20 protein-coding genes and 1 tRNA gene are annotated in these 24,696 nt (G+C 69.2%); 12 read left to right on the forward strand and 9 right to left on the reverse strand.

Annotated elements, in window-relative coordinates:
- Positions 1–171 precede the first annotated feature (171 nt).
- Positions 172–900, forward strand: coding sequence for an ABC transporter ATP-binding protein (locus tag ACZ5XS_RS25145; RefSeq protein ID WP_468654829.1), 729 nt, complete (start codon positions 172–174; stop codon positions 898–900).
- Complete coding sequence (locus ACZ5XS_RS25150) at positions 897–3,278, forward strand: ABC transporter permease (RefSeq protein ID WP_468654831.1); 2,382 nt, start codon at positions 897–899, stop codon at positions 3,276–3,278. Before ACZ5XS_RS25145 ends, ACZ5XS_RS25150 begins: the two co-directional genes overlap by 4 nt.
- 28 nt (positions 3,279–3,306) lie before the next feature.
- Here the strand turns inward: ACZ5XS_RS25150 and ACZ5XS_RS25155 are convergent, their stop codons facing one another.
- Positions 3,307–4,188 carry a hypothetical protein gene (locus tag ACZ5XS_RS25155; protein ID WP_468654833.1) on the reverse strand — a complete coding sequence of 294 codons (882 nt, stop codon included), beginning with the start codon at positions 4,186–4,188 and terminating at the stop codon, positions 3,307–3,309.
- A gap of 98 nt (positions 4,189–4,286) precedes the next feature.
- Here ACZ5XS_RS25155 and ACZ5XS_RS25160 point away from each other — a divergent pair, with 98 nt between their 5' ends.
- From ACZ5XS_RS25160 to ACZ5XS_RS25190, 7 genes are all read left to right on the forward strand, one after another.
- Positions 4,287–4,733 (forward strand): GNAT family N-acetyltransferase, encoded by a 447-nt coding sequence (locus tag ACZ5XS_RS25160; RefSeq protein ID WP_468654835.1) that lies wholly within the window; start codon positions 4,287–4,289, stop codon positions 4,731–4,733.
- A gap of 45 nt (positions 4,734–4,778) precedes the next feature.
- Complete coding sequence (locus tag ACZ5XS_RS25165) at positions 4,779–5,669, forward strand: helix-turn-helix domain-containing protein (RefSeq protein WP_468654837.1); 891 nt, start codon at positions 4,779–4,781, stop codon at positions 5,667–5,669.
- Between the two features lie 11 nt (positions 5,670–5,680).
- Complete coding sequence (locus tag ACZ5XS_RS25170; protein ID WP_468654839.1) at positions 5,681–6,031, forward strand: chorismate mutase; 351 nt, start codon at positions 5,681–5,683, stop codon at positions 6,029–6,031.
- Positions 6,032–6,172: 141 nt separating this feature from the next.
- Positions 6,173–6,715 carry a response regulator gene (locus ACZ5XS_RS25175; protein ID WP_468654841.1) on the forward strand — a complete coding sequence of 181 codons (543 nt, stop codon included), beginning with the start codon at positions 6,173–6,175 and terminating at the stop codon, positions 6,713–6,715.
- Positions 6,716–6,771: 56 nt separating this feature from the next.
- On the forward strand, positions 6,772–9,273 hold the full coding sequence (gene pepN, locus ACZ5XS_RS25180; RefSeq protein ID WP_468654843.1) for an aminopeptidase N: 2,502 nt from the start codon (positions 6,772–6,774) through the stop codon (positions 9,271–9,273).
- 169 nt (positions 9,274–9,442) lie between these two features.
- A complete protein-coding gene (locus ACZ5XS_RS25185; RefSeq protein ID WP_468654845.1) occupies positions 9,443–10,810 on the forward strand; it encodes a pyridoxal phosphate-dependent decarboxylase family protein in 1,368 nt (455 codons plus the stop codon).
- The gene (locus ACZ5XS_RS25190) at positions 10,807–12,216 is read left to right on the forward strand and encodes a lysine N(6)-hydroxylase/L-ornithine N(5)-oxygenase family protein (protein WP_468654847.1); all 1,410 of its coding nucleotides are present in this window, start codon (positions 10,807–10,809) and stop codon (positions 12,214–12,216) included. Before ACZ5XS_RS25185 ends, ACZ5XS_RS25190 begins: the two co-directional genes overlap by 4 nt.
- A 182-nt stretch (positions 12,217–12,398) precedes the next feature.
- On the opposite strand, the gene ACZ5XS_RS25195 is transcribed toward ACZ5XS_RS25190, so the two are convergent.
- Positions 12,399–14,204, reverse strand: a complete 1,806-nt coding sequence (locus tag ACZ5XS_RS25195) for a bifunctional metallophosphatase/5'-nucleotidase (protein ID WP_468654849.1) — start codon at positions 14,202–14,204, stop codon at positions 12,399–12,401.
- A 138-nt stretch (positions 14,205–14,342) separates the two neighbouring features.
- On the opposite strand from ACZ5XS_RS25195, the gene ACZ5XS_RS25200 reads away from it, so the two are divergent.
- Both ACZ5XS_RS25200 and pyk read left to right on the forward strand, forming a co-directional pair.
- Positions 14,343–15,059, forward strand: coding sequence for an SIMPL domain-containing protein (locus tag ACZ5XS_RS25200; RefSeq protein ID WP_468654851.1), 717 nt, complete (start codon positions 14,343–14,345; stop codon positions 15,057–15,059).
- Positions 15,060–15,217: 158 nt separating this feature from the next.
- Positions 15,218–16,654 carry a pyruvate kinase gene (pyk, locus tag ACZ5XS_RS25205; RefSeq protein WP_468654853.1) on the forward strand — a complete coding sequence of 479 codons (1,437 nt, stop codon included), beginning with the start codon at positions 15,218–15,220 and terminating at the stop codon, positions 16,652–16,654.
- A 35-nt stretch (positions 16,655–16,689) separates the two neighbouring features.
- Here pyk and ACZ5XS_RS25210 read toward each other — a convergent pair whose 3' ends face one another.
- Positions 16,690–17,475, reverse strand: coding sequence for a helix-turn-helix domain-containing protein (locus tag ACZ5XS_RS25210; protein WP_468654855.1), 786 nt, complete (start codon positions 17,473–17,475; stop codon positions 16,690–16,692).
- A gap of 88 nt (positions 17,476–17,563) precedes the next feature.
- A tRNA-Leu gene (locus ACZ5XS_RS25215) sits at positions 17,564–17,647 on the reverse strand.
- A 97-nt stretch (positions 17,648–17,744) separates the two neighbouring features.
- On the opposite strand from ACZ5XS_RS25215, the gene ACZ5XS_RS25220 reads away from it, so the two are divergent.
- Entirely contained in the window at positions 17,745–18,401 is a 657-nt protein-coding gene (locus ACZ5XS_RS25220) for an ANTAR domain-containing response regulator (protein WP_053748470.1), read from the forward strand.
- A 105-nt stretch (positions 18,402–18,506) separates the two neighbouring features.
- Here the strand turns inward: ACZ5XS_RS25220 and ACZ5XS_RS25225 are convergent, their stop codons facing one another.
- The 5 genes from ACZ5XS_RS25225 to ACZ5XS_RS25245 form a co-directional block, all read right to left on the reverse strand.
- Positions 18,507–19,223: an ABC transporter ATP-binding protein gene (locus ACZ5XS_RS25225; RefSeq protein WP_217235612.1), complete on the reverse strand. Its 717-nt coding sequence runs from the start codon at positions 19,221–19,223 to the stop codon at positions 18,507–18,509.
- Positions 19,220–20,080 (reverse strand): ABC transporter ATP-binding protein, encoded by an 861-nt coding sequence (locus tag ACZ5XS_RS25230; protein ID WP_468654858.1) that lies wholly within the window; start codon positions 20,078–20,080, stop codon positions 19,220–19,222. Before ACZ5XS_RS25230 ends, ACZ5XS_RS25225 begins: the two co-directional genes overlap by 4 nt.
- Before the next feature lie 5 nt (positions 20,081–20,085).
- Positions 20,086–21,876, reverse strand: a complete 1,791-nt coding sequence (locus ACZ5XS_RS25235) for a branched-chain amino acid ABC transporter permease (RefSeq protein ID WP_468654860.1) — start codon at positions 21,874–21,876, stop codon at positions 20,086–20,088.
- 5 nt (positions 21,877–21,881) lie between these two features.
- Positions 21,882–22,811 (reverse strand): branched-chain amino acid ABC transporter permease, encoded by a 930-nt coding sequence (locus tag ACZ5XS_RS25240; protein WP_217235615.1) that lies wholly within the window; start codon positions 22,809–22,811, stop codon positions 21,882–21,884.
- A gap of 131 nt (positions 22,812–22,942) precedes the next feature.
- Positions 22,943–24,169, reverse strand: a complete 1,227-nt coding sequence (locus ACZ5XS_RS25245; protein WP_468654862.1) for a branched-chain amino acid ABC transporter substrate-binding protein — start codon at positions 24,167–24,169, stop codon at positions 22,943–22,945.
- Positions 24,170–24,696 lie beyond the last annotated feature (527 nt).

Raw genomic sequence — 24,696 nt, forward strand, 5'->3', positions numbered from 1 at the left:
CCGGCCAACAGACCGCCCCGCAGGCGTACTTCGCAGGGATGACCCCGCGGCCGGGTCCTCCGCGGGGAGGGCCGCAAGTCGGTGCCGCGGCCGACGCGCCCGACCAGGCCCCGCCCCTAGGTTCACCGGGACCCGACCGGGCACGAGCGACCGTAAGGACGGACGACTCCCATGACCTCCCTGGCCCCGACGACTCCCCTGGCCCAAACGACACACGCGATCGAACTGGCGGGCGCGGCCAAGCGCTACGACAGCGCCGGGGCGCCCGCCCTCGGACCGCTCGACCTCGCCGTCGCGCAGGGCGAGGCCCTGGCCATCACCGGCCCCTCCGGCAGCGGCAAGTCCACGCTGCTGAACCTCGTCGCCGGCCTGGACCGGCCCACCGAGGGCACGGTGACCGTCGCCGGGCAGCGCATCGACCGGCTGAGCGAGCACGCACTGGCCCGCTTCCGCCGTGAACGGATCGGCATGGTCTTCCAGTTCTTCAACCTGCTCGACGACCTCACCGTCGCCGACAACATCCAGCTCCCCGCCCAGCTGACCGGCACCGCGCGCCGCCGGACCGCGGCCCGCGCCGGCGAACTCATGGAGGTGCTCGGCATCCAGAAGCACGCCCGCGCCTACCCGGGACGGCTCTCCGGCGGCGAACGCCAGCGGGTCGCCGTCGCCCGCGCCCTGGTCAACCGGCCCGCTCTGCTGCTCGCCGACGAGCCGACCGGAGCCCTCGACACCGCCTCCGGGCAGGACGTACGGGAGCTGCTGGTCGATCTGCACCGCGGCGGGCAGACCATCGTGCTGGTCACCCACGACCTCGCGCTGGCCCAGGCCTGCGCGAGCCGCACGATCCACCTGGTGGACGGCCATCTCGCCCTCGACACCACGGTGGAGGCCGTCCGATGAGCGGCTTCGGTGGCGGGGCGCTCGCCCGGGTCGTCCGCTCCGGGGTGGGCCGGCGGCGGGTGCAGACCGTGGTGATCGCCGTGGCCGTGATGATGGCCGTGGCCTCGGCCGTGGTCGCCGGATCACTGATGGTCGCCGCGGACGCGCCCTTCGACAAGGCCTTCGCCCGGCAGAACGGTGCCCACCTCACCGCGCAGTACGACCCGGCGAAGACGAGCACGGCACAGCTCGACGCCACCGGCCGCCTGGACGGCGTCACGGCGAGCGCGGGACCGTACCCCGTCACGACGATCCGCGCGGTCGACGAACACGGCGGCCACCTGCAACCACCCCTCACCCTGGCCGGACGGTCCGCCCCGCACGCCGACGTGGACGACCTGGACCTGTCCTCGGGCCGCTGGGCGAAGCAGCCGGGCGAGATCGTGCTCACCTCTCAGTTCGCCGGCCCCGCCTTCGAACTCGGCACCACACTGAGGACTTCGGACGCCGCAGACGCCCCCACCCTCACCGTCGTCGGCATCGCCGTCTCCGCCGCCCGGACCGCGGACGCCTGGGCAACCCCCGCCCAGGTCACGGCACTCGCCTCGAAGGACACCCCGGTCACCAGCCAGATGCTCTACCGCTTCGACTCCGCGGACACCAGCGGCCAGATCACCGCCGCCCGCAAACAGCTCACCGCCGCCGTACCGGAAGGAGCACTCCTCGGCACCCAGTCCTACCTGGACACCAAGCGCGCCGCCGACGCGGGCGCGGCGCCCACCATCCCCTTCCTCATCGCGTTCGGCGTGCTCGGCATCGCGATGTCGCTGATCATCGTCGGCAGTGTGGTCAGCGGCGCGGTCGGCACCAGCCTGCGCAGGATCGGCATCCTCAAGGCCATCGGCTTCACCCCACGCGAGGTCGTGCGCGCCTACGTCGCCCAGGCACTCATCCCGGCGGGCGCCGGCATCGCCCTGGGCGTGGTCCTCGGAAACCTCCTGGCCGTACCGCTGCTCGACGACACCGGGCAGGTGTACGGCACCCCCTCGCTGACGGTGGCCTGGTGGGTGGACGTCGTCGTACCCGCCGCCGCGCTGCTGGTCGTCGGCATCGCGGCACTGATCCCGGCGCTGCGGGCCGGGCGGCTGCGCACGGTCGAGGCCATCGCGGTCGGCCGCGCACCGCGCACCGGACGCGGCCAGTGGGCGCACCGGGCGGCGGGCCGACTGCCGCTGCCCCGCGCGGTCACCTACGGCCTCGCCGCACCCTTCGCCCACCCGGTCCGCACCGCCGCCATGCTGCTCGCGGTGGCCTTCGGCACGGTCGCGGCGACCTTCGCGGTGGGCCTGACCTCGTCCCTGAACGCGGTCGGCGAGGCACAGGATCCCGAGAACCGGGCGGCGGTCACCGTCTTCACCGGCGCCGCCGGACCGACCGCCCCCCGCGGACCCGCCCCGCGCCCGGGCACCGGCGAACCCCCGGCCGCCGCCGACCCGGCACGCGTGCGCGCCGCCATCGAGGCACAGCCCGGCACGGCCTCGTACTACGGCAAGACCCAGGCGGACGTCACCGTCGGCGGGGTCTCCGGCATCGTCCAGGCCAGCCTCTACCAGGGCGACTCCGGCTCCGGCGCCTACGACATGATCTCCGGCCACTGGATCACCGGCCGGGGGCAGGTCGTCGTGCCCTCGGGCTTCCTGGAGAAGACCGGCACCGAGATCGGCGACACCGTACGGGTCACCCACCAGGGACGCGCCCAGACCCTGCGCATCGTCGGCGAGGCCTTCGACACCTCCGACGACAACCTGGAGGTCCACGCGAACCTCGCCGACTTCCCGGCGGCCGAACCCGGTGTGTTCCTCGTCGAGGTGAAGCCGGGCGTCACGGCCACCGACTACGCCCGTGACCTCGCGGCGACGGTCCGGCCCCTGGGCGCCGACGTCAGCGCCAACTCCCCCTCGGGGCAGGACAACATGGTCCTCATCCTGAACGCGATGGCCGCGCTGCTCACGCTCATGCTGGTCTCCGTCGCCGGACTCGGCGTGCTCAACTCCGTCGTCCTCGACACCCGCGAACGCGTCCACGACCTGGGCGTGTGCAAGGCGCTCGGCATGTCACCCCGCCAGACCGTGGGCCTGGTCCTCGCCTCGGTGGCCGGGATCGGCGTACTCGGCGCACTGCTCGGCGTACCGGCCGGATTCGCCCTGCACGGCTACGTACTGCCGGTCATGGGGCACGCGGCCGGCACCGACCTGCCACCGTCGGTCCTCGACGTGTACGACACCCCGCGGCTGGTACTGCTCGGGCTGGCCGGCGTCACCATCGCCCTGCTGGGCGCGCTGCTCCCGGCGGGCTGGGCCGCCAGAACCCGTACGGCGACGGCTCTGCGTACCGAGTAGGGGAGCCGTTCCCCGACGCACCGGCCCGCTACGTGTCGCACTCCAGCACCGACCTGCACAACGCACACCGTGCCCGCACCCGCCCCCTGACCGGCACCCTGATCCGCTGGTGACAGGTCGGGCAGGGGAAGGAGACCCGCAGGTGCCCGCCGCTGTCCGGGCTGAAGGTGTAGGGGACGCCCGGCTGCGGTCCGGGCGCGTGCCGCCGGTCGCGGGCGTAGCGGCGGCGCCCCGCCCAGCCGGCGGCCGTGAGCGGGGGCTGCTGCTCGTCCTGGCGGGCCCGGGCCATGCCCCTGACGTACGCCGTGTAGGCCTGCGGGCTGGTGAACCACACCGCCGGGTCCTCACCGAAGACCAGGGCGCGCTTGGCCAGGACGTAACCGAACTCCTCCGGGGTGAGATAGCCCAGCTTCTGGGAGGACGAGGCGTCCTCCCGGTACGCGTCGAGAAGCAGCCAGCCGGCACCCAGGTAGGCCGTCGCCGTGTCGGTGAGGATCTCGTTGTCCCGGGTGCCGGGGAAGGACAGGTCCAGGCGGTGCAGATAGACGTGCATCACCTCGTGGGCGAGAGCCGCGCCGATGTCCCGGCGATGGGTGCGGAAACGGTCGTTCAGCTCGACGAAGTACTCAGGACCGGCGGTCAGTTCGACGTTCGCCGCATGCGACATCTCCCGGAAACTGACGACCATCCGGGCATCCGGCAGCCGATAGTGCCGCACCAGCTCGCGCGCCACCCGCTGCGCCCCCAGATACAGGTCGTCGGTGTCGAAGAACGCCACGTCGGCGGGGGGCACGCTGGCCCCGAACGTCTGAACGGTGTCGTACGACAGCCGCCTGTACAGCGCGGTGACCGCGGCCCGCACCGTCTCCAGATGCGGATAGCCGTGCTCGACCGGTCCGTCGTTCGCCACGCCCGTACCCCCAAGAGGCCGTGAACCCGGTTCCACTCTACGAGGCCGCGGGCGGAATTTCCCTGGTCGGATCCCGCCCCCCTGGCATACTCCCGACGGTGAGCACCGAACAAGGATCCGAGACCGCCGTCCTGCTGAGCGTGGGCGGCAAGGACGAAACCCTCGAACAACGCCTCGACGACGAACTCACCGCCTTCAACGCCGAGGCGACCGGAGCCGGCACCCCCCAGCCGCTCACCGTCCGCCTGGACGACACCGGCGGCGAACTCGCCGGAGGACTCACCGCCTGGATCTGGGGCAGTTGCTGTGCCGTCGACATGCTGTGGGTGCGCGCGGACCAGCGGCACGCCGGCCGGGGGAGCCTGCTCATGCGGGCGGCCGAGGAGGAAGCGGTGCGGCGGGGCTGCACCGAAATGATCGTCTCCTCCTTCACCTTCCAGGCGCCCGACTTCTACCGGCGGCTCGGGTTCCGCGAGACGGGCCGCAGCGAAGGCATCCCCGGCGGGCACCAGGACGTGCACCTCCACAAGGTCATCGGCTCCTGAGCAGCGGCCCCGGCCCTGCCGACGCCCCCTCGAACTCCACCGCGGATGTACCACACCTGGATGCGGTTCCTCACCCCCGGCCCCGCCCACCACCGGCTCGGCCTCGTCTGCCTCGGCGTCGGCCTCCAGCACGGCGCCCTGCCCACCGTCGGACCCCGCACCCTCGACCACCACGTCGCCGTCGTCATCAGCGCCGGCACCGGCTGGTACCTCGGCCCCGACAAACGCCGCACCACCGTCACCGCGCCCGCCCTGCTGTGGCTCACCCCCGGCGTCCCCCACCACTACGCACCCGACCCCGACACCGGCTGGGACGAAGGCTTCGTCGCCTTCTCAGGCCCCGCCACCAGCACCTACACCGAACTCGGCTACATCGAACCCGGCCGCCCCGTCGTCCCCCTGACCGACACCACCGGCCCACGCGCCGTCGTCACCCGCATCGCCCGCGCCGCCCGCCGCGACAACCCCCTCCTCGAAGTGGAGACCGGCGCCGCCGTCCACGAACTCCTCGTCGCCCTGCGCCGCGCCCGCGCCGACCTCGCCCCCGACGGCGACCAGGTCCTCAAGGCCCTCGCCCGCGACGCGTGCCTGCCCCTGACGGTCGCCGACCACGCCACCCGGCACGGCATGACCACCGCCGAACTGCGCACCGCCGTCCGCCGCGGCGCCGGCTGCAGCCCCAAGGACTACCTGCTCGGCATCCGCCTCGGCCGCGCCAAGGAACTCCTCGCCGCCACCGAACTGCCCGTCGCCGCCGTCGCCCGCCGCGTCGGATACGACGATCCGGCCTACTTCTCCCGCCTGTTCACCCGCCGCGTCGGCACGGCCCCCGTCCGCTTCCGCGCCCAGCAGAGCCGCACCGTCCCCGGCGGCTGGAGCAACCAGGTCCCCGACCCCGACGATCCACCCGTGATCGAACGCCCTGACGCCACGTAGGCTGGTCGGTCATGACCACCCGCAACACCCCCGCCCCGGACGTCGACCCCGCCGTCCGCGAGGAACTCGCCCGGCTGCGCGACAGCATCGACAACATCGACGCGGCCGTCGTCCACATGCTCGCCGAACGCTTCAAATGCACCCAGCAGGTCGGCCACCTCAAGGCCAGACACCAGCTGCCGCCCGCCGACGCGGCCCGCGAGGCCCGGCAGATCGAGCGGCTGCGCACCCTCGCCGAGAACGCCAAGCTCGACCCGGCCTTCGCCGAGAAGTTCCTGAACTTCATCATCGCCGAAGTGATCAGGCACCACGAGCGCATCGCCGAGGACGCCGTCAACGACACGACACCCCTGGCGAATTGACCTCCCCGGGATGCCCCCAGGACGTGACACGGGGGCTCCCGAGAGGCATGCTGCGCTGTGCACTCCTTGTCAGCTGACGAGCACTGCCCGTCAGCTCCCCGGACACAAGCCGGTCTGTCCACGAGGGAGGGACGTCGGGCCATGCCGTCGGATGCCAAGATCCTCATCGTCGACGACCACGAGGACACGCTGTACGCCCTGGAGAGCACCCTGGCCCCGCTGGGCTACCGGCTGGGCCGCGCCACCAGCGGCGACCAAGCCCTCAAACAGGTGCTGCGCGGCCTCGTCGGCCTCCTCCTGCTCGACGTGCGCATGCCCGGCGTCAGCGGCCTGGACGTCGTGCGCTACATGCGCCGCGTGGAACAGACCCAGCACATACCCGTCATCCTGCTCACCGGCTTCGGCGCCGACCACGACCTGACCACCACCGCGTTCGCCCTCGGCGTCGCCGACCTCGTCATGAAACCCGTCGACCCCTGGGCGCTGCGCACCAAGGTCCGCCACCTGTTCGACGCCCACCAGCGCCACCGCGCCCTCGAACACGAGGTCCGCGAACTCCGCGCCCTCGTCAAGGACCACGGAGAGGCCGACGAACACCCCGCCCTGCCCCACCCGGACTCCCGCGTTCCCACCCGGCGCGGCCAGGGGGCGCACACCGGGGAGCTCGAACAGGACCGGACATAGGCCGCGTACCGATCCGCCTCTGTGCCAGGTCAGCGGCATCAGGCAGCATGTCCTGCATGTCCGTACTGACGCGCGACGAAGCGCAGACCCGTGCCAAGCTCCTCGACGTCCACAGCTACACGATCGACCTCGATCTGAGCACCGGCGACGAGACCTTCGACTCCCGCACCGTCATCCGGTTCACCGTCCGCGCGAACCAGGACACCACGGACACCTTCGTCGAGATCAAGCCCGCCGAACTGCGCGCCGTCACCCTCGACGGACACCCCCTCGACCCGGAAACCCTGGACGAGAACAGGCTGCCCCTGAAAAACCTCACCCCCGGCGAGCACGAACTGCGCGTCGACGCGGCGATGCGCTACTCCCGCACCGGCGAGGGCATGCACCGCTTCACCGACCCCACCGACGGCGAAACCTACCTCTACACCCAACTCGCCATGGAGGACTGCAAGCGCGTCTTCCCCGCCTTCGACCAGCCCGACCTCAAGGCCGTCTTCGACCTGACCGTGAAGGCCCCCGACAATTGGACCGTCCTCGCCAACAGCACCACCGAACACCTCGGCGACGGCCACTGGAAGGCCGCACCCACCCCCCTGATCTCCACCTACCTCGTCGCCGTCGCCGCCGGCCCCTGGCACTCCGTACGCACCGAACACCACGGCCTGCCCTTCGGCATCCACTGCCGCCGCTCACTCGCCCCCCACCTCGACGCGGACGCCGACGAACTCTTCGAGATCACCCAGCAGTGCTACGACCGCTACCACGAGAAGTTCGAAGAGCCCTACCCCTTCGACTCCTACGACCAGGCCTTCGTCCCCGAGTTCAACTTCGGCGCCATGGAAAACCCCGGACTGGTCACCTTCCGCGACGAGTTCGTCTACCGCTCCGCCGTCACCGACACCGAACGCCAGACCCGCGCCATGGTCATCGCCCACGAGATGGCCCACATGTGGTTCGGCGACCTCGTCACCCTCCAGTGGTGGGACGACATCTGGCTCAACGAGTCCTTCGCCGAGTACATGGGCTACCAGACCCTCACCGAAGCCACCCGCTTCACCGACACCTGGACCGACTTCGGCGTCGCCCGCAAAGCCTGGGGCTACGACGCCGACCAGCGCCCCTCCACCCACCCCGTCGCCCCCGACCCGGCCGCCGTCCCCGACACCGCGTCCGCCATGCTCAACTTCGACGGCATCTCCTACGCCAAGGGCGCCTCCGCACTCCGCCAACTGGTCGCCTGGCTCGGCGAGAAGGACTTCCTCGCCGGCATCAACACCCACTTCGCCCGCCACAAGTTCGCCAACGCCACCCTCGCCGACTTCATCGACTCCCTCGCCGCGGGCACCGACCGCGACGTCCACGCCTGGGCCGACGCCTGGCTGCGCACCACCGGAGTCGACACCCTCACCCCACGCGTCACCCCCGGCGACGACGGCACCTGCACCCTCACCGTCGACCACACCGGCAGCCGCCCCCACCGCATCGCCGTCGGCCTCTACGACCAGGACGTCGCCGACGAAGGCCGCCACCTCGTCCTGCGCCAACGCCTCCACCTCGACATCCCGCACACCACCGCCCACCCCATCGGCAAACGCCCCGCACTGCTCCTCCTCAACGACGGCGACCTCACCTACGCCAAGGTCCGCTTCGACCCCCGCTCCTTCGAAACCGTCCACGCAGCCCTCTCCGGCCTGCCCGAACCCCTCACCCGCGCCGTCGTCTGGAACGCCCTCAGGGACGCCGTCCGCGACGGCGAACTGCCCGCCCCCGCCTACCTGGAAGCCGCCCGCACCCACCTCCCGCACGAGACCGACCTCGCCCTCGTCCAGGGCGTCCTCGCCTTCGCCGCCGCCCAGGTCACCGACCGCTACCTGAAGCCCGACCAGCGGCCCGCCGCGCTCGCCACCCTCACCGCCCTGTGCCGCGACCTCATCCGCCGCACCGAAGACGGCGACCACCCCGGCCTGCGCCTCGTCGCCGTACGCCACTTCATCGACGTCGCCGCCCACCCCGACACCATCGCCGCCTGGCTCGCCGACGGCACCGTCCCCGGCGGCCCCGAACTCGACCCCGAGCTGCGCTGGCGCGTCCTGTCCCGGCTCGCCGTCCTCGGCGCCACCGACGAAGCCGCCATCACGGCCGAACTGGCACGCGACCCCAGCGCCACCGGCCAGGAAGGCGCCGCCCACTGCCGGGCAGCCCTGCCCGACACGGACGCCAAACAGCGCGCCTGGGAAGCGATGTTCACCGACGACACCCTCTCCAACTACCTGTTCACCGCCACCGCCCGAGGCTTCTGGCAACCCGAACAGGCCGACCTCCTGCAGCAGTACGTACCCCGCTACTTCCAGGACGCCGTCGCCCTCGCCGACCGCCGCGGCCCCGCCATCGCCGACGCCGCCGGCCGCTGGGCCTTCCCCGTCCACGCCATCGACCCGCAGACCCTGAGCCTGGGCGAAGCCTGCCTGAGCGACAGCGACGCCATCCCGTCCCTGCGCCGCAAACTCGCCGACCAACTCGACGACCTGGCACGCGCCTTGCGAGTACGGGAGGCATAACCGGACGACCCCCGGGGCACGGCCGACTCCCCGGCCGGCCGCGCCCCGACACATTTCCCCCGCACGGACGCACCCCCTTTCGGGTCCCGTTCGTTGGGCTTCCCGGGCACGGCCACGCACGCGCGTACAAGCTGGAACTCCCTCTGCCCAGCGCCCGGAGGACCCACCCATGAGCACACCGAGCCTCGCCTCCGGCCCCCAAGGCCCCCACACCCTGCGGCCCCTGCTCGACACCGTGCTCCGCGCACTGCACGACGGCACCCGAGCACGCGGCGGCCCCCTGCCCGCCGGCGGCCCCGAAGCAGTCGCCGCACGCGTACGCGACGCCGTGGGCGACGTCCTGCCCGACGAAGGCGACCCCGACGCCCTACGACTCCTCGTCCACACACTCGCCGAAGGCGCCGCCGACCCCGCACATCCCCTGTGCGCCGCCCACCTGCACTGCCCGCCCCTCGCCGTCGCCACCGCCGCCGACCTCGCCGCCTCCGCCCTCAACCCGTCCCTGGACTCCTGGGACCAGGCCCCGGCGGCATCGGAACTCGAAGCACTGGTGACCCGGGCCCTCGCCCGGGAAACCGGCGCCGCCGACGCACTCGTCACCACCGGCGGCACCGAATCCAACCAGCTCGCCCTCCTCCTCGCCCGCGAAACCCACGGCCCCGGCGTCCGCCTCGTCCACGGCGCCAACGCCCACCACTCCCTGCCCCGCGCCGCCTGGCTGCTCGGCCTGCCCGACCCCGTCGTCGTCCCCACCCCCACCGGCACCCTCGACCCCACAGCCCTGGCCCAAGCCCTCACCACCCTCCCCGGCCCCCGCGGCCCCCTCCTGGTGGCCGCCACCGCGGGCACCACCGACGCCGGCCTCATCGACCCCCTCCCCGAGATCGCCGCCCTGTGCCGCGCCCACCACGCCCGCCTGCACATCGACGCCGCCCACGGCGCAGGCCTCCTCTTCAGCGACCGGCACCGCACCCGACTCACCGGCCTCGACGCCGCCCACACCATCACCCTCGACCTGCACAAACTCGGCTGGCAACCCGTCGCCGCCGGCCTCCTCACCGTCAAAGACCCCCACGACCTCACCGCCCTCGCCCAGCACGCCGACTACCTCAACGCCGACGACGACACCGACGCCGGCCTGCCCGACCTCCTCGGCCGCTCCCTGCGCACCAGCCGCCGCCCCGACGTCCTCAAGATCGCCGTCACCCTCAAAACCCTCGGCCGCACCGGCCTCGGCACCCTCGTCGACCAGGTCTGCGACCACGCCCGGACCCTCGCCGCCCTGATCCACGACCACCCCGGCCTCGACCTCTACGCCCAGCCCACCATCAGCACGGTCCTGTTCCGGCCCGCCGGCGCCACCGACGACACCGTCGCCGCCGTACGCCGACACCTCCTCACCCACGGCCGAGCCGTCCTCGGCCGCACCCACCTCGCCGGCCGCCTCTGGCTCAAAGCCACCCTCCTCAACCCCCACACCCGGCCCGACGACCTCGCCCAACTGCTGAAACTCGTGGAAGGAACCACCCCCCGATGACGCACCCCCCACACCACGAACCCGACCCACCCCACGACCTCGTCGGCATCGGCATCGGCCCCTTCAACCTCTCCCTCGCCGCCCTCGCCCACCCCCTCACCGCACTCGACACCGTCTTCTACGACCAACGCCCCGCCTTCCACTGGCACCGCGGCCTCCTCATCGACGGCGCCACCATCCAAGTCCCCTTCCTCGCCGACCTCGTCACCCTCGCCGACCCCACCAGCCCCTGGACCTTCCTCAACTACCTCCAAACCCGCGAAAGACTCTTCCCCTTCTACTTCGCCGAGCGCTTCCACATCCAACGCGCCGAATACGACGCCTACTGCCGCTGGGTGTCGGAGAACCTCCCCGCACTCCGCTTCGGCCACCAGGTCGACGCCGTCCGCTGGAACCCCGAACGCGACCTCTTCGAAGTCGACTTCACCCAACTCGACACGGAAGGAGAAGCCGAAGCCCTCGGCCGGACCTACACCAGGAACATCGCCCTCGGCATCGGCACCGAGCCCTACGTCCCAGACCCCCTCAAACCCCTCGTCGAAGCCCCCGCCGTGCCCGTCGTCCACACCGCCGACTACCTCGACCACCGCGACACGATCCTCACCGCCGGCCACGTCACCGTCGTCGGCTCAGGACAGTCCGGCGCCGAGATCTTCCTCGACCTGCTCCGCCACCGCCCCGCCGGCCGCGAAAAACTCCACTGGCTCGGCCGCAGCGAGGCCTTCGCACCCATGGAGTACTCCAAGCTCGGCCTGGAACACTTCACCCCCGACTACACCCGCTACTTCCACGCCCTCACCGACACCGTCCGCGACCACCTCGCCACCACCCAGTGGCAACTCCACAAGGGCATCGACGCCGACACCATCGCCGCCATCCACGACGAGCTCTACCGCCGCACCCTGCACGGCGGCTGGCCTGACGCCGTCCTCACCCCCGGCGTCCGCGTCCGCACCGCCGGCCGCATCGCCACCACCAAAATCGAACTCCACCTCGAACACATCCAGCAGAACACCCGCTCCCGCCTCACCACCGACGCCGTCGTCCTCGCCACCGGCCACCGCGAACGCCCCCTCGACCGCATCCTCGCCGGCCTCGACCCCTACCTGCGCCGAGACCACCGCGAACGCCCCCGCGTCGACGAACACTTCCGCCTGATCCTCGACCCCTCCGTCACCGGCACCGCATACGTCCAAAACGCCGAACGCCACACCCACGGAGTCGGCACCCCCGACCTCGGCCTCGCCGCCTGGCGCAGCGCCACCATCCTCAACACCCTGACCGGCAAAAACCCCTACCCGCTGCCCACACGCACCGCCTTCACCACCTTCGGCCTCGAACCCCGCCCACCCCACCTCCCCCAGGCACGCCAAGCCGCCAAAGCCCTCACCCCCCTCGTCGACTGACGACACGAAAGACGCCGTCACCGACATCACCGCGCCGTCGCGGACCCCGACCGACCCGACCGGATCCGCGACGACCACAACAGCGGCCACCGCCCCCACGCCAACGACGCCGACGCCGGCGCCAAAGCCCGACGCCGACGCCGTGAACATCACCCTGCTGAACCTCTCATGCCGGAAAACCCCTAGAAGACCGGCGTGCCACCCCGCGTCAACATCCAGTCCACCGACGCGAAGTCCTTCGGATCCAGCACACCCTTCGCCGTCACCCACTCCGAAATCCGCGTCCGGATCTCCGTCGACTCCGCCCACAACTCCGGCGCCGACGCCACATGCGGGAACGCCCCACCACCATTGGCCCGGTAGTTGTTCACCGCCAGCACGAACTTCTGCGCATCGTCCAACGCCACACCCTCATACGACAGCTTCTTGATCCGCGAACCCGCCGCCTCCGCCACGTCGATCTCATACGTCAGACCCGACACATAGTCGTAGTTGTAGTCCGGACGGCCACCCGCATTCGTCAACTTGTCCACGTCGACCACCGCACCCGCCGCCGTCTGCACGAAATACTCCGCCGAGTACTCCAGGTACGCCCTGACCTGCGCACCCGTCATCAACTTCGCCACCAGCGTGTTGTCGTACACATACAGACTCGACAGATCCCGGATCGTCACCTCGCCGGCCGGGATCTCCGACGTACGCGAGAACGGCGACGCCTGCGCGATCACCGGCACCGACGCATACTCCGTCCCCACCAGCGCCGCCCTGACGACGTCCTCCTGCACCCTCGTGATCAGATCGATGATCGGCGCGTCCCTGTACCGCGCATCCACCGTCGTCAGCGCCTCCGTCGCCGTACCGACCACCTGATTCACGTACGCCACCACCACGTCGTGATCGTCCTTCAACAACTTCGTGATCTCCGGGTCGTCCGCCACCGCGTTCGAGTTCCGCACCGACGCCGACACCGACTCGACCACCCAACGCCCCTTCGAGAAAACCAACTCGAAGTCGAACAGCGACAGCCGCTCCGCATACGCCAACGGCTCCGACAACACCACCGTCCTCCCGGTCTTCTCGTTCGTGACCAGCAGCTCCGGAATCTCCACATGCGCGTGCCCGACCAGAATCGCGTCGATCCCCGGCACCTGCTGCGCAACCAACGCCGCCGAGTTCTCCACGTACGGCAACTGGTCACCGTACGACGACGTCCCCGACGAACCCGAGTGCGCCGACACGACCACCACGTCCGCACCCATCGACCGCAGCCTCGGCACCCACTTCGCCGCCTGCTCCTCAAGCCCCGGGAACGTCAACCTGCCCTGCACATACGCCTTGTCCCAGATCGCGATACCCGGATTCGTCAACCCCAGCACCGCCACCGTCACCGGCGGCGCACCCTTCACCCGGAACTTCTTCATGAAAAACGGCGGAAAAGCCGGCTTCAACGTCTTCGCGTCCAACGCGTTCGCACCCAGCAACGGGAAATCACACTGCTCCTCGAACTTCCGCAGCGTCTCGATGCCGTAATTGAACTCGTGATTCCCGAGCGCCACCGCGTCATAACCGATCGCATTCATCGCCGCCGCCATCGGATGCACCGGACCACCCTCGGCGGTGATCGGATCCACCTTCGCGTAGTAATACGTCAGCGGAGTGCCCTGGATCGTGTCACCCGCATCCAGCAACAACGTGTTGCCACGGCCCTTCTCCTCACGGACCTGATTCACCAGCGTCGACACCCGCGCCAGACCCTGCGCGTTGCCCTTGGCGTCCGAGTACTCCGCGTCCTTGAAGTAGTCCCAGTTGAAGATGTGACCGTGCAGGTCGGTCGTCCCCATCACCGTCAGCGAGTACCGCTTCGCCGGCCGGGACCCCTTCCCCGCCTCCGCGGCCTCCGCCGCCGGAGCCGCCACCGCACTCGCCAGCGCCACCCCCGCCCCGGTCACGGCGGACTTCTTCAGGAACTTCCGGCGGTTCAACGGCATGTCTGGTTCTCCTCGGGCAACGGTCAACAACGCGCGTAGATTCTGACCCGGACATGCCGCACCGCAATAGACCCCACAGGTTTCGATCTGGTGACCAGCAGGGGCGTCAAACAGGTGAGAACTGACAGAGTGGGACGTATGACCACCCCACCATCCGAGGAGCCCCAGCCCGCCGTCCCCTACGGCACCCCCGACGCACCCCGCATCGCCGTCCGCGGCGAAGCACGCCTCGAAGTCGACCCCGAAATCGCCCGCATCGGCATCACCGTCGCCTCCCGCGGCAAAGACCGCCGAGCCGCCCTCGACGACCTCACCCGCCGCAACACCGCCGCCCTCGACCTCATCAAGACCTACGGCGCAGCAGTCGAAAAACTGGAGACCGGCTCCTTCTCCATCACCCCACAACTCAAAGAAGGCCGCGGCGAACGCATCCACGCCTACCACGGCCGCGTCCACATCACCGCCGAACTCACTGACTTCACCGCCCTCGGCGAACTCACCACCCGCCTCGCCGACCAGGACCTCACCCGCGTCGACGGCCCCTGGTGGGCCCTGCGCCCCAACTCGCCCGCCCACAGGCAAGCCCGGCAGCAGGCCGTACGAGAAGCCGTCCAGCGCGCCAGGGAGTACGCCGAAGCCCTCGGGACGTCACTGGCCGCCCTGGTCGAGCTCGCCGACATAGGCGCCGAAAGCTCCCCGCCGGCCTACCCCGCCCCGCCGAGCGGCGGCCGTATGCGCTCAGCTGCCTACGCGGCCGAAGACACCGCCGCCGCCCCCCTCGACCTCGAACCCCAACGCCAACGCGTCCAGGCCCAGGTCAACGCACGCTTCACCATGGCCCCGCCGCAGCTGTAGAAACAATTGTCATAAGAATGCGTCGGGGTGTTCCCGAAATGCTCATCAGAGCACCCCGGCGCACAATTCAACACCTGTGAATAGCGCCCCACCCAAAGCATGCCGAGTACTCACCCACGACCAATTCCCTACCCACCGGTAAGCTCTAGGCTCGAAACATGCGCCGCGCAAAAATCGTCTGCACCCTGGGCCCCGCCACCGACACGTACGACCACATCAAAGGACTGGTCGACGCCGGAATGGACCTCGCCCGATTCAACCTCAGCCACGGCACCCACGCCGAACACGAGGAGCGCTACCACCGCGTACGCAAGGCCTCCGACGAGACCGGCCACAGCGTCGGCACCCTCGCCGACCTACAAGGCCCGAAGATCCGCCTCGGCCACTTCACCGAAGGACCCGTACTCCTCGAACGCGGCGACACCTTCACCATCACCGTGGAGGAAGGCGCCAAAGGCGACCGCCTCACCTGCGGAACCACCTACCCCGGCCTCGCCACCGACGTCACCCCCGGCGAACACATCCTCGTCGACGACGGCAAAGTCTGCCTCGAAGTCACTACCATCGACGGCCCCCGCATCCACACCACCGTCGTCGAAGGAGGCATGATCTCCGACCACAAAGGACTCAACCTCCCCGGCGCCGCCGTCTCCGCCCCCGCCCTCACCGACAAAGACGAAGCCGACCTCCGCTGGGCCCTGCACACCGGCTTCGACGTCATCGCCCTCTCCTTCGTCCGCACCGGCCGCGACATCGACGACGTCCACCGCATCATGGACGAAGAAGGCCGCCGCCTCCCCGTCATCGCCAAGATCGAAAAACCCCAGGCCGTCGACGCCATCGACGACATCGTCGCCGCCTTCGACGGCATCATGGTGGCCCGAGGCGACCTCGGCGTCGAAATGCCACTGGAACAGGTCCCACTCGTCCAAAAACGCGCGATCAAACTCGCCAAGCGCAACGCCAAACCGGTCATCGTCGCCACGCAGATGCTCGACTCCATGATCGACAACTCCCGCCCCACAAGGGCCGAAGCCAGCGACGTGGCCAACGCGGTCATCGACGGCACCGACGCCGTGATGCTGTCCGGCGAGACCAGCGTCGGCAAACACCCCATCGAGACCGTCACCACCATGGCGAAGATCGTCGAAGCCGCCGAGGAAGACATCCTCGCGAAGGGCCTCCCGCCCCTCACCGAAAACAACAAACCACGAACACAGGGCGGCGCCGTCGCCCGAGCGGCCGCCGAAATGGGCGACTTCCTCGGCGCCAAGTTCCTCGTCGCCTTCACCCAGTCCGGCGACACCGTCCGCCGCCTGTCCCGCTACCGCTCACCGATCCCGCTCCTGGCCTTCACGCCGGAAGCGGCGACCCGCTCCCAGCTCAGCCTCACGTGGGGCGTGGAGACGTTCCTCGGCCCCGAGGCCGACTCCACCGACGCCATGGTCGACCAGGTGGACGAGATGCTGCTGAAGTACGGCCGCTGCGAGCAGGGCGACACCGTGGTCATCACGGCCGGCTCCCCACCGGGAGTCTCGGGCTCGACCAACCTCGTGCGGGTGCACCACATCGGGGAGGACGACGGTCGCAAGTAGACGGGCGCGGGCCCCTCTTGAGGAGGGGCCCGGGTTCAGTGCTTGGGGCCTACGTGGGTGTCCATGAGGGCGACGGAGGCTTTGCGGGCGATCGAAATGTTGAAGGGGTCGCTGCCGCGGGCGAGAGTGGTCCACTCGACGCCGACATTGTCGAGGGCATCGGTGAAGAGCTTCCGGATGTCGTCGGACTTGTTGGAGAAGAAGTACCGCGGGTATTCGTAGCGCTTGCGCTCACCGGCGACGAGGCGAGTGGTCCAATTTGTGATCCGGCAACCGTCGGAGTGGATGAGGCCGCGGATGAACTCCCAGGGATGGGCGTCGACGATGGCTTGCTGCCAGGGTTCGAGGGCGATCGTGCGCTCGTGCTTCTTGCCGGGGCCGTGCTGAGGGAAGAGGCACCACAGGTGCATCGAGTACAGCTTCAAGTCTCGGCAGCCCTTGCGGCGGACTCTGCACACCGAGTTGTTGGGGAACACCGAACGCATGGCCTTCTCGCACTCATCCATGAGCCCCGGATGCGACTCGTCGCAGGTGATGGACAGGCTGGGCGATCGCATGGCTCGGTTCTGGATGACGTAGCCGTCGCCGAGATAAAGACCGAGGAGATAGGCGTAGGCCGGAGAGTCGAGGTCGCCGTCGCATCGGGGGCATGGTGGTGGCGTGCGTCCTGGGCACTCGCCGCGTTTCGCCCGGTCCACGTGCTTCCAGTGGCCGACTGTGCCAAGCGGGATGTTGAACTGGCGGGCCACGTCAGCATTCCGTGCTCCGTCGCGCAGCAATGTGAGCACCCTCTGTCGAACCTCAGTACCGTGAAAGTTCATACGGATACTCTGAGTGAGTGATCGTGACTGTGCGCACGAAAAAGCGGATGTTCACGAGAACGTGAACATCCGCTTCCTGGTCAGGCAGTGCCGGGTACGGGATTCGAACCCGTATGTCCTTTCGGACAGATGTGTTTGAGACATCCGCGTAAGCCTGTTCCGCCAACCCGGCTGGCACTGCCGAGAGTGTACCGGGTCACCGCAGGTGTCCGCCTCTAGGTAGGCTGCATAGGCAGCAGCACCTGCCCGGCCCGTAACAAGGAGCCCCCGTGACCGCCCCCGAGTCGCCCCAGCCCGTAGACGCGCCCGACGACGACAAGTCGCACGTGCCTCCGCTGACGACCCGTGTCGTCATCGCCGAGGACGAGGCGCTGATTCGCCTCGACCTCAAAGAGATGCTGGAGGAAGAGGGCTACAGCGTCGTGGGCGAGGCCGGTGACGGCGAGCAGGCCGTCGAGCTCGCTCGCGAGCACAAGCCGGACCTCGTGATCCTCGATGTGAAGATGCCCAAGCTGGACGGTATCTCCGCGGCGGAGAAGATCGCCGAGGAGCGCATCGCGCCCGTGCTGATGCTGACCGCTTTCTCGCAGCGCGATCTCGTCGAGCGTGCTCGGGATGCCGGTGCGATGGCGTATCTGGTGAAGCCGTTCAGCAAGAGTGATGTCGTGCCGGCGATCGAGATGGCGGTGTCGCGCTTCACGGAGTTGCGGGAGCTGGAGAACGAGGTCGCGGACCTCACTCTGCGTCTGGAGACGCGGAAGCTGGTGGACCGTGCGAAGTCGATTCTGCAGACGGAGTACGGGCTGACCGAGCCGGCTGCGTTCCGTTGGATTCAGAAGACGTCGATGGATCGTCGGATGTCGATGCAGCAGGTCGCCGAGGCGGTCATTCAGGACGCTGACGAGAAGAAGAACGGCAAGGGCTGAGGCCCCCTTCGCGCTACGTACGACGAGGCCCGCGTCCCGGATTCGGGGGCGCGGGCCTCGTCGTGCAGGCAACTCGTCGTGCGGGGGCACGTCGTAGGCGTGTCCCTAGTCCTCGCCGAGGTAGGCCTTGCGGACCGACTCGTCGTGGAGCAGGTTTTCGCCGGTGCCGGAGACGACGATGCTGCCGACCTCCATGACGTGTCCCTGGTCGGCCAGGGAGAGTGCGGCTTGGGCGTTCTGTTCGACGAGGAGGATCGTCGTGCCGGTGGACTTGAGCTCGGCGATGGTGGCCATGATCTTCTGCATCATGATGGGGGAGAGGCCCATGGAGGGTTCGTCCAGCATGAGGAGCTTCGGCCGGGACATCAGGGCGCGGCCCATGGCCAGCATCTGCTGTTCGCCGCCGGAGAGGGTTCCGGCGGCTTGCCTGCGGCGTTCTCCGAGGATCGGGAAGAGGTCGTAGGCGCGTTGGATGTCCTTTTCGATGCCTTCCTTGTCTTTCCTGAGGAAGGCGCCGAGTTGGAGGTTTTCGGCGATGGTGAGGCGGGGGAAGATGTGGCGGCCTTCGGGGGAGTGGGCCAGTCCGAGGGCGACGATCTTGTGGGCGGGGATGCCGGTGAGGGGCTTGCCGTCGAAGATGATCTTTCCCGAGGCCGGCTTGAGGAGGCCCGAGAGGGTGCGCAGGGTGGTGGTCTTGCCGGCGCCGTTGGTGCCGATGAGGGTGACGACCTGGCCGGCGTCGACGCTGAAGGAGATGCCTTTGACGGCTTCGATTTTGCCGTAGGCGACCCGGAGGTCTTCGACCTCAAGCAGTGCGGTCACTGGGCGTCTCCTTTGGTGCTGGTGGTGCTCTGTGCGTCGGCTTCGGCCTCGACGGCGGCGATTTCCGCGGCTTCGGCTTCGCCGGGTTCGCCTTCGAACGGTTCGCCGAGGTAGGCGGCGATGACGCGTTCGTCGGCCTGGACGACGGCGGAGGTGCCTTCGACGAGTTTTTCGCCCTGGACGAGGACGGCGACGCGGTCGCACAGGTTGAAGATGAAGCGCATGTCGTGCTCGATGACGAGGACGGCGATGCCCATGTCGCGGATGGCGAAGACGAGTTCTTCGGTGGTCCGCGTTTCCTGGGGGTTCATGCCGGCGGTCGGTTCGTCGAGCAGGAGGAGGCCTGGTTCGGAGGCCAGTGCGCGGGCGATTTCGAGCTTGCGCTGTTCGCCGTAGGGGAGGTTGCGTGCCAGGTGGTCGCGCTTGTGGGCGAGGCCGATGAACTCGAGGAGTTCCATGGCGCGTTCTTCGCTGGCTTTTTCGGCTTTCTTGAAGCCGGGGCCGCGCAGGAGGGCGGACCAGAGGCCTTCTTTGGTGCGGGTGTGGCGGCCGACGAGGACGTTTTCCAGGACCGTCATGTTGGCGAACAGGCGGATGTTCTGGAAGGTGCGGGCGATGCCGGCCTGGGTGACGAGGTGGGGCTTGGGGGGGAGGACGGTGCCCTTGTAGGAGACCGTGCCTTCGGTGGGGATGTAGAGGCCGGTCAGGCAGTTGAAGAAGGTGGTTTTGCCGGCGCCGTTGGGTCCGATGAGGCCGACGATTTCGCCGGTGTTGACGGTGAAGTCGACGGAGCGTACGGCGGTGAGGCCGCCGAAGCGCATGGTGACGTCGCGGGCTTCGAGTACTGGTGTCGTCATGTCGTTCACGCCCCCGCCTTGGTGACGGTTGCCGGTTCGTCGGTCAGCGTCGTTTGTTGTGGTACGTCGAGTTGGCCGGTTTCGTGGAATTCCAGCTGGTTGCGACGGTTGGCGATGATGCCTTCGGGGCGGAAGCGCATCAGGAGGATGAGCGCGATGCCGAAGGCGAGCAGTGACTTGTCCTGGAGGAAGACGAGCTTCTCGGGGAGGAGGTAGAGCAGGGCGGCGCCGAGGATGGGGCCGGCGACGGTGCCCATGCCGCCGAGGACGACTGCGGCGAGGAGGAAGGCGGAGTTCGGCGGGGTGGAGCCGGCGAACTGGTACGGCGTCGGGACGACGCTGTAGGTGACGTGGGCGCTGACGGTGCCGGCGAGGCCGGCGAGGGCGGCGCCGAGGGCGAAGGCGATGAGTTTGACGCGGAAGCCGTTGATGCCCATGGCGGTGGCGGCGGTCTCGTCTTCGCGGATGGCGATCCAGGAGCGGCCGATGCGGGAGTCGGCGGCGCGGGTGTACACCAGGACGACGATCGCCATGATGAGGACCATCAGCAGGTAGTAGTTGGCGAAGCGGCCGAGGGTGAAGCCGGCTACGTCGTGTGCTTCGCCGAAGTTGAACCCGAAGAAGCTGAGGTCGGGGATGGACGGGATGCCGTTGGGGCCGTTGGTGATGTCCGGGCCGGAGACGCCGTCCATGTTGTTGACGGCGATGCGGAAGATTTCGCCGAAGCCGAGGGTGACGATGGCGAGGTAGTCGCCGCGCAGTCGCAGGGTGGGGGCGCCGATGAGGACGCCGAAGATGAGGCTGGCGGCGGCGCCGGCGAGGGCGGCGGCCCAGAAGGGGAACTGGACGCCGGAGAAGCGGGAGAACTCGGAGCCGGAGACGAGGGCGGCGGTGTAGGCGCCGACGCCGAGGAAGGCGACGTATCCGAGGTCGAGGAGTCCGGCGAGGCCGACGACGATGTTGAGGCCGAGGGCGACGGTTCCGAAGATGAGGATGTTGACGCCGATGTTGGCGTAGTGGTCGTCGGTCTGGGTGAAGGGGAACGCGATGGCCGCGAGGAAGCCCATGGCGAGCGTGAAGCTGCGGTTGTGGGCGACGATGCGGGAGAAGCGGTCCATGACGCCTGCGGTGTGCAGGGCCCAGGTGAAGAAGACGACGACGAAGAGGTAGCCGATGAAGAGTTCGCCGTACTCGGTGTCGATGCCGTAGGTGAAGACGGCGAGGCCGAGGATGGTGGCGAGGGTGATGACGGCGCGTTCCAGCCAGGGGGTGAGGGGCTGGGGTGCGGGGATCGCGTCGGGCTTGGTGATGTACGCCTTGAGGCTTTCCTTGGTGCTGTTTTCGCCGACTCCTTGTTGGGGGAGGGCGAAGGCGCCGAGGACGGGCAGCAGGGAGGCGATGGCTGCGATCCAGCCGCCGGGTTCGAGGTTGACGACGCCGCCGAGGTTGTTGGCGATGGCGATGACGGTGAACCAGGTGGTGCCGAGGCCGCCGAGGGCGGCGAGGGTGAGGGGGGCGTTGTTGCGGGCGGGCAGGAGCCAGCCGAGGCCGCGGACGCCGTAGAGGGCGAGTGCGAAGAGGGTGGTGAGGAGGCCGGCGGTGAAGGTGAGCCATTGCAGGCCGCCGGGGTAGCCGTTGATGGTGAGGTCGCCGGGGAATTCTGAGGTCCAGGTCCAGGCGAGGAAGGCGGAGGCGGCGGTGGCTATTCCGCCGCCGAGGAGGAGGCCGCGGGCGGCTGCTTCCGGGAGGGGGATGAGGCCGCGGGTGGCGGGGGTGGTTTTGGTGATGTCGGTCATCGTGATCACGCCCTGTCCGCGACGCGTTCGCCGAGTAGGCCTTGTGGCCTCACGAGGAGGACGATGATGAGGAGGGCGAAGGCCCAGACGTTGGCCCAGCCCTGGCCGCCGAGTTGCTGCATGCCGGGGATGCCGTCGATGTAGGCGGAGGCGAGGGTTTCGGCGATGCCGAGGACGATGCCGCCGAGCATGGCGCCGTAGATGTTGCCGATGCCGCCGAGGACGGCTGCGGTGAACGCCTTGAGGCCCATGAGGAAGCCCATGCGGTAGTCGACGTTGCCGTACTTGAGGCCGTAGGCGACGGCTGCCACGGCGGCGAAGAAGCCGCCGATCGCGAAGGCGATGACGATGATGCGGTTGGTGTCGATGCCCATGAGCTGGGCGGTGTCCGGGTCTTGTGCGGTGGCCTGCATGGCGCGGCCGGTGCGGCTCTTGCGGACGAAGAAGGCGAGGCCGGACATGCAGATGATCGCGGCGGCGATCAGGAAGATGTCGGCGTCCTTGATGGTGATGGAGCCGATGTCGTGGGTGGCGTCGAGGCCGGGGAAGGCGCGGGCGCGGTCGGCGTCGGGGTAGAAGTTGCGGACGACCTCCTGGAGCGCCAGGGAGAGGCCGATGGCGGTGATGAGCGGTGCTAGCCGTGGTGCTCCGCGCAGTGGCCGATAGGCGAATCGTTCCGCTCCGACGGCGATGAGGATGGCGACGATTGCGCCGCCCAGGAGCATCAGGGGGATGGCGAGGGCCATCGCTGTGCCGTCGGGGAGGATGTAGAAGTAGACCGTGAGTGCGCCGAAGGCGCCGGTCATGAAGATCTCGCCGTGCGCGAAGTTGATGAGCTGGACGATGCCGTACACCATCGTGTAGCCGATGGCGATGAGCCCGTACATCGAGCCTAGGAGCAGCCCGTTGGCCAGCTGCTGCGGCAGGGTGTTCACCGCATGGCCTCCATGTCGCTGGTGGTCGTGTGCACTGGATGCGTGCCGGGGGGTGGTCTGGGTGTGGAAACGGGCCGCGCGGTCGGGGTCCCCTTCCGCGCGGCCCGTGGTGAGGTGTTCTGGGGCCTTGATCAGCCGAGGTCGGCGGTGCCGGTCTCGACAGCCTTCCAGGCACCCTTTTCGACCTGGTAAACGGTGAGCTGCTTGTTCGTGGTGTCGCCGTACTCGTCGAAGGCGACCTTGCCGCTGATGCCCTCGAAGTCGGACTTCTGGACTTCGGCGACGACGCTGGAGCGCAGCTTGTTGATGTCGGAGGGGACTTCGCCGTTGTTGGCGTCCACGGCGGCCTTCACGGCCTTGATGATGGCGGTGGTGGCGTCGTAGGAGTAGGCGCCGTAGGCGCCGTAGTCACCCTTGTAGCCCTTGGCCTTGTACGTCTCGATGAACGTCTTGGCGGCGGGGAGGGTGTCGGCGGGGACGCCGACGGAGGTGACGAGGTCGCCCTCGGCGGAGGCGCCGGCGGTCTCGATGTAGGTGGAGGCGAACATGCCGTCGCCGCCGAACAGCGGGATCTTGACGCCGCCGTCCTTCATCTGCTTGGTGATCAGCGAGGACTCGTCGTACTGGCCGCCGTAGTAGACCAGGTCGGCGCCCGAGTTCTTGATCTTGGTGACGAGGGAACCGAAGTCCTTGTCACCGGTGTTGACGTGGTCGGTCTGGACGACCGTGCCGCCGAGCTTCTTGAACTGCTCGTTGAAGATCTTCGCCAGGCCGGCGCCGTAGGTCTGCTTGTCGTCGACGACAAACGCCTTCTTCTTCTTGAGCTTGTTGAAGGCGTAGCCGGCGGCGAAGCCGCCCTGCAGCTCGTCGGTGGTGGCGGTGCGGAAGTACGTCTTGTACGGCCGCTTCTTGTCCGTCTGCCAGTTCTTGCCCTGGGTCAGCTCGGGGTTGGTGTTCGAGGGGGAGATCTGGACCATGTCGGCCGAGGCGAACACCTGCTGCATGGTCTGGGCGACGCCGGAGTTCAGGGGGCCGACGGCGCCGACGACGGTCTTGTCGCCGACGAGGGCCGTGGCGTTGGACTGGCCGGTGGCGGGCTGGGCCTTGTCGTCCAGGGCCTTGATCTTGAACTTGACGCCGGGGACGAGGTTGTTCTTGTTGGCGTCGTCTACGGCGATCTGGGAGCCGTACTGGATGCCGAGGCCGGTGGTGGAGTTCTCACCGGAGAGCGGGGCGTCCACGCCGATCGTCAGGGTGGTGGAGTCGCCGTTGTCGCCACTGTCGCCGCTGTCGTCACGGGAGCCGCAGGCGGTGAGCGTCAGAGCTCCAGTCGCGAGGACGGAGGTAAGTATCACCATGGAACGTCGCACAATCAGTCCTTTCCGCAGTCACTGCCATCCCTGTGGGGGCGGCGGGTGCCGCGCTGGTACCGAACTCCCGATGGAGCGGTGACTGGCCGTGACTCTAAGCCCGGTCTGTGGGCAGGGGCATCGTCGTGGGCTGGCTTGTGACTTTCTTGTTATGACGTGATGGAGGGCGAAGTTCGCGGAAGGGGGGTCTCGGCCGGTTTGGCCGAGTTTCTGTTCGGTCCGCATTCTGAGAACGCGCACTTCCGCTTGGCCGTGGGTGCTGGTGGCGTGGGGGGTGGGCTGCGGGCGGTGTGGTGGAGCTGGGGGGAGGCGGCGGGGGAGCGTGGCGCCGAACAGGGAAGTGTGGCGCTGTATTGCGCGCGTGTTACGCAGCGTTACGTCGGGAAAGGGTTTGTGCCTTGCGTTGTGTGGGGGGCGGGGGCGGGGGGGGGGGGGGGGGGGGGGGGGGGGGGGGGGGGGGGGGGGGGGGGGGGGGGGGGGGGGGGGGGGGGGGGGGGGGGGGGGGGGGGGGGGGG

The organism is Streptomyces sp. NPDC033131 (genome assembly GCF_055578365.1).

Bases quoted from the DNA above. Each gene is read 5' to 3' on its own strand.
- ACZ5XS_RS25145 (WP_468654829.1), top strand. From the start codon at position 172: ATGACCTCCCTGGCCCCGACGACTCCCCTGGCCCAAACGACACACGCG.
- ACZ5XS_RS25150 (WP_468654831.1), top strand. From the start codon at position 897: ATGAGCGGCTTCGGTGGCGGGGCGCTCGCCCGGGTCGTCCGCTCCGGG.
- ACZ5XS_RS25165 (WP_468654837.1), top strand. From the start codon at position 4,779: ATGTACCACACCTGGATGCGGTTCCTCACCCCCGGCCCCGCCCACCAC.
- ACZ5XS_RS25170 (WP_468654839.1), top strand. From the start codon at position 5,681: ATGACCACCCGCAACACCCCCGCCCCGGACGTCGACCCCGCCGTCCGC.
- ACZ5XS_RS25175 (WP_468654841.1), top strand. From the start codon at position 6,173: ATGCCGTCGGATGCCAAGATCCTCATCGTCGACGACCACGAGGACACG.
- pepN (WP_468654843.1), top strand. From the start codon at position 6,772: ATGTCCGTACTGACGCGCGACGAAGCGCAGACCCGTGCCAAGCTCCTC.
- ACZ5XS_RS25185 (WP_468654845.1), top strand. From the start codon at position 9,443: ATGAGCACACCGAGCCTCGCCTCCGGCCCCCAAGGCCCCCACACCCTG.
- ACZ5XS_RS25190 (WP_468654847.1), top strand. From the start codon at position 10,807: ATGACGCACCCCCCACACCACGAACCCGACCCACCCCACGACCTCGTC.
- ACZ5XS_RS25195 (WP_468654849.1), bottom strand. From the start codon at position 14,204: ATGCCGTTGAACCGCCGGAAGTTCCTGAAGAAGTCCGCCGTGACCGGG.
- ACZ5XS_RS25200 (WP_468654851.1), top strand. From the start codon at position 14,343: ATGACCACCCCACCATCCGAGGAGCCCCAGCCCGCCGTCCCCTACGGC.
- pyk (WP_468654853.1), top strand. From the start codon at position 15,218: ATGCGCCGCGCAAAAATCGTCTGCACCCTGGGCCCCGCCACCGACACG.
- ACZ5XS_RS25210 (WP_468654855.1), bottom strand. From the start codon at position 17,475: ATGAACTTTCACGGTACTGAGGTTCGACAGAGGGTGCTCACATTGCTG.
- ACZ5XS_RS25230 (WP_468654858.1), bottom strand. From the start codon at position 20,080: ATGACGACACCAGTACTCGAAGCCCGCGACGTCACCATGCGCTTCGGC.
- ACZ5XS_RS25235 (WP_468654860.1), bottom strand. From the start codon at position 21,876: ATGACCGACATCACCAAAACCACCCCCGCCACCCGCGGCCTCATCCCC.
- ACZ5XS_RS25245 (WP_468654862.1), bottom strand. From the start codon at position 24,169: ATGGTGATACTTACCTCCGTCCTCGCGACTGGAGCTCTGACGCTCACC.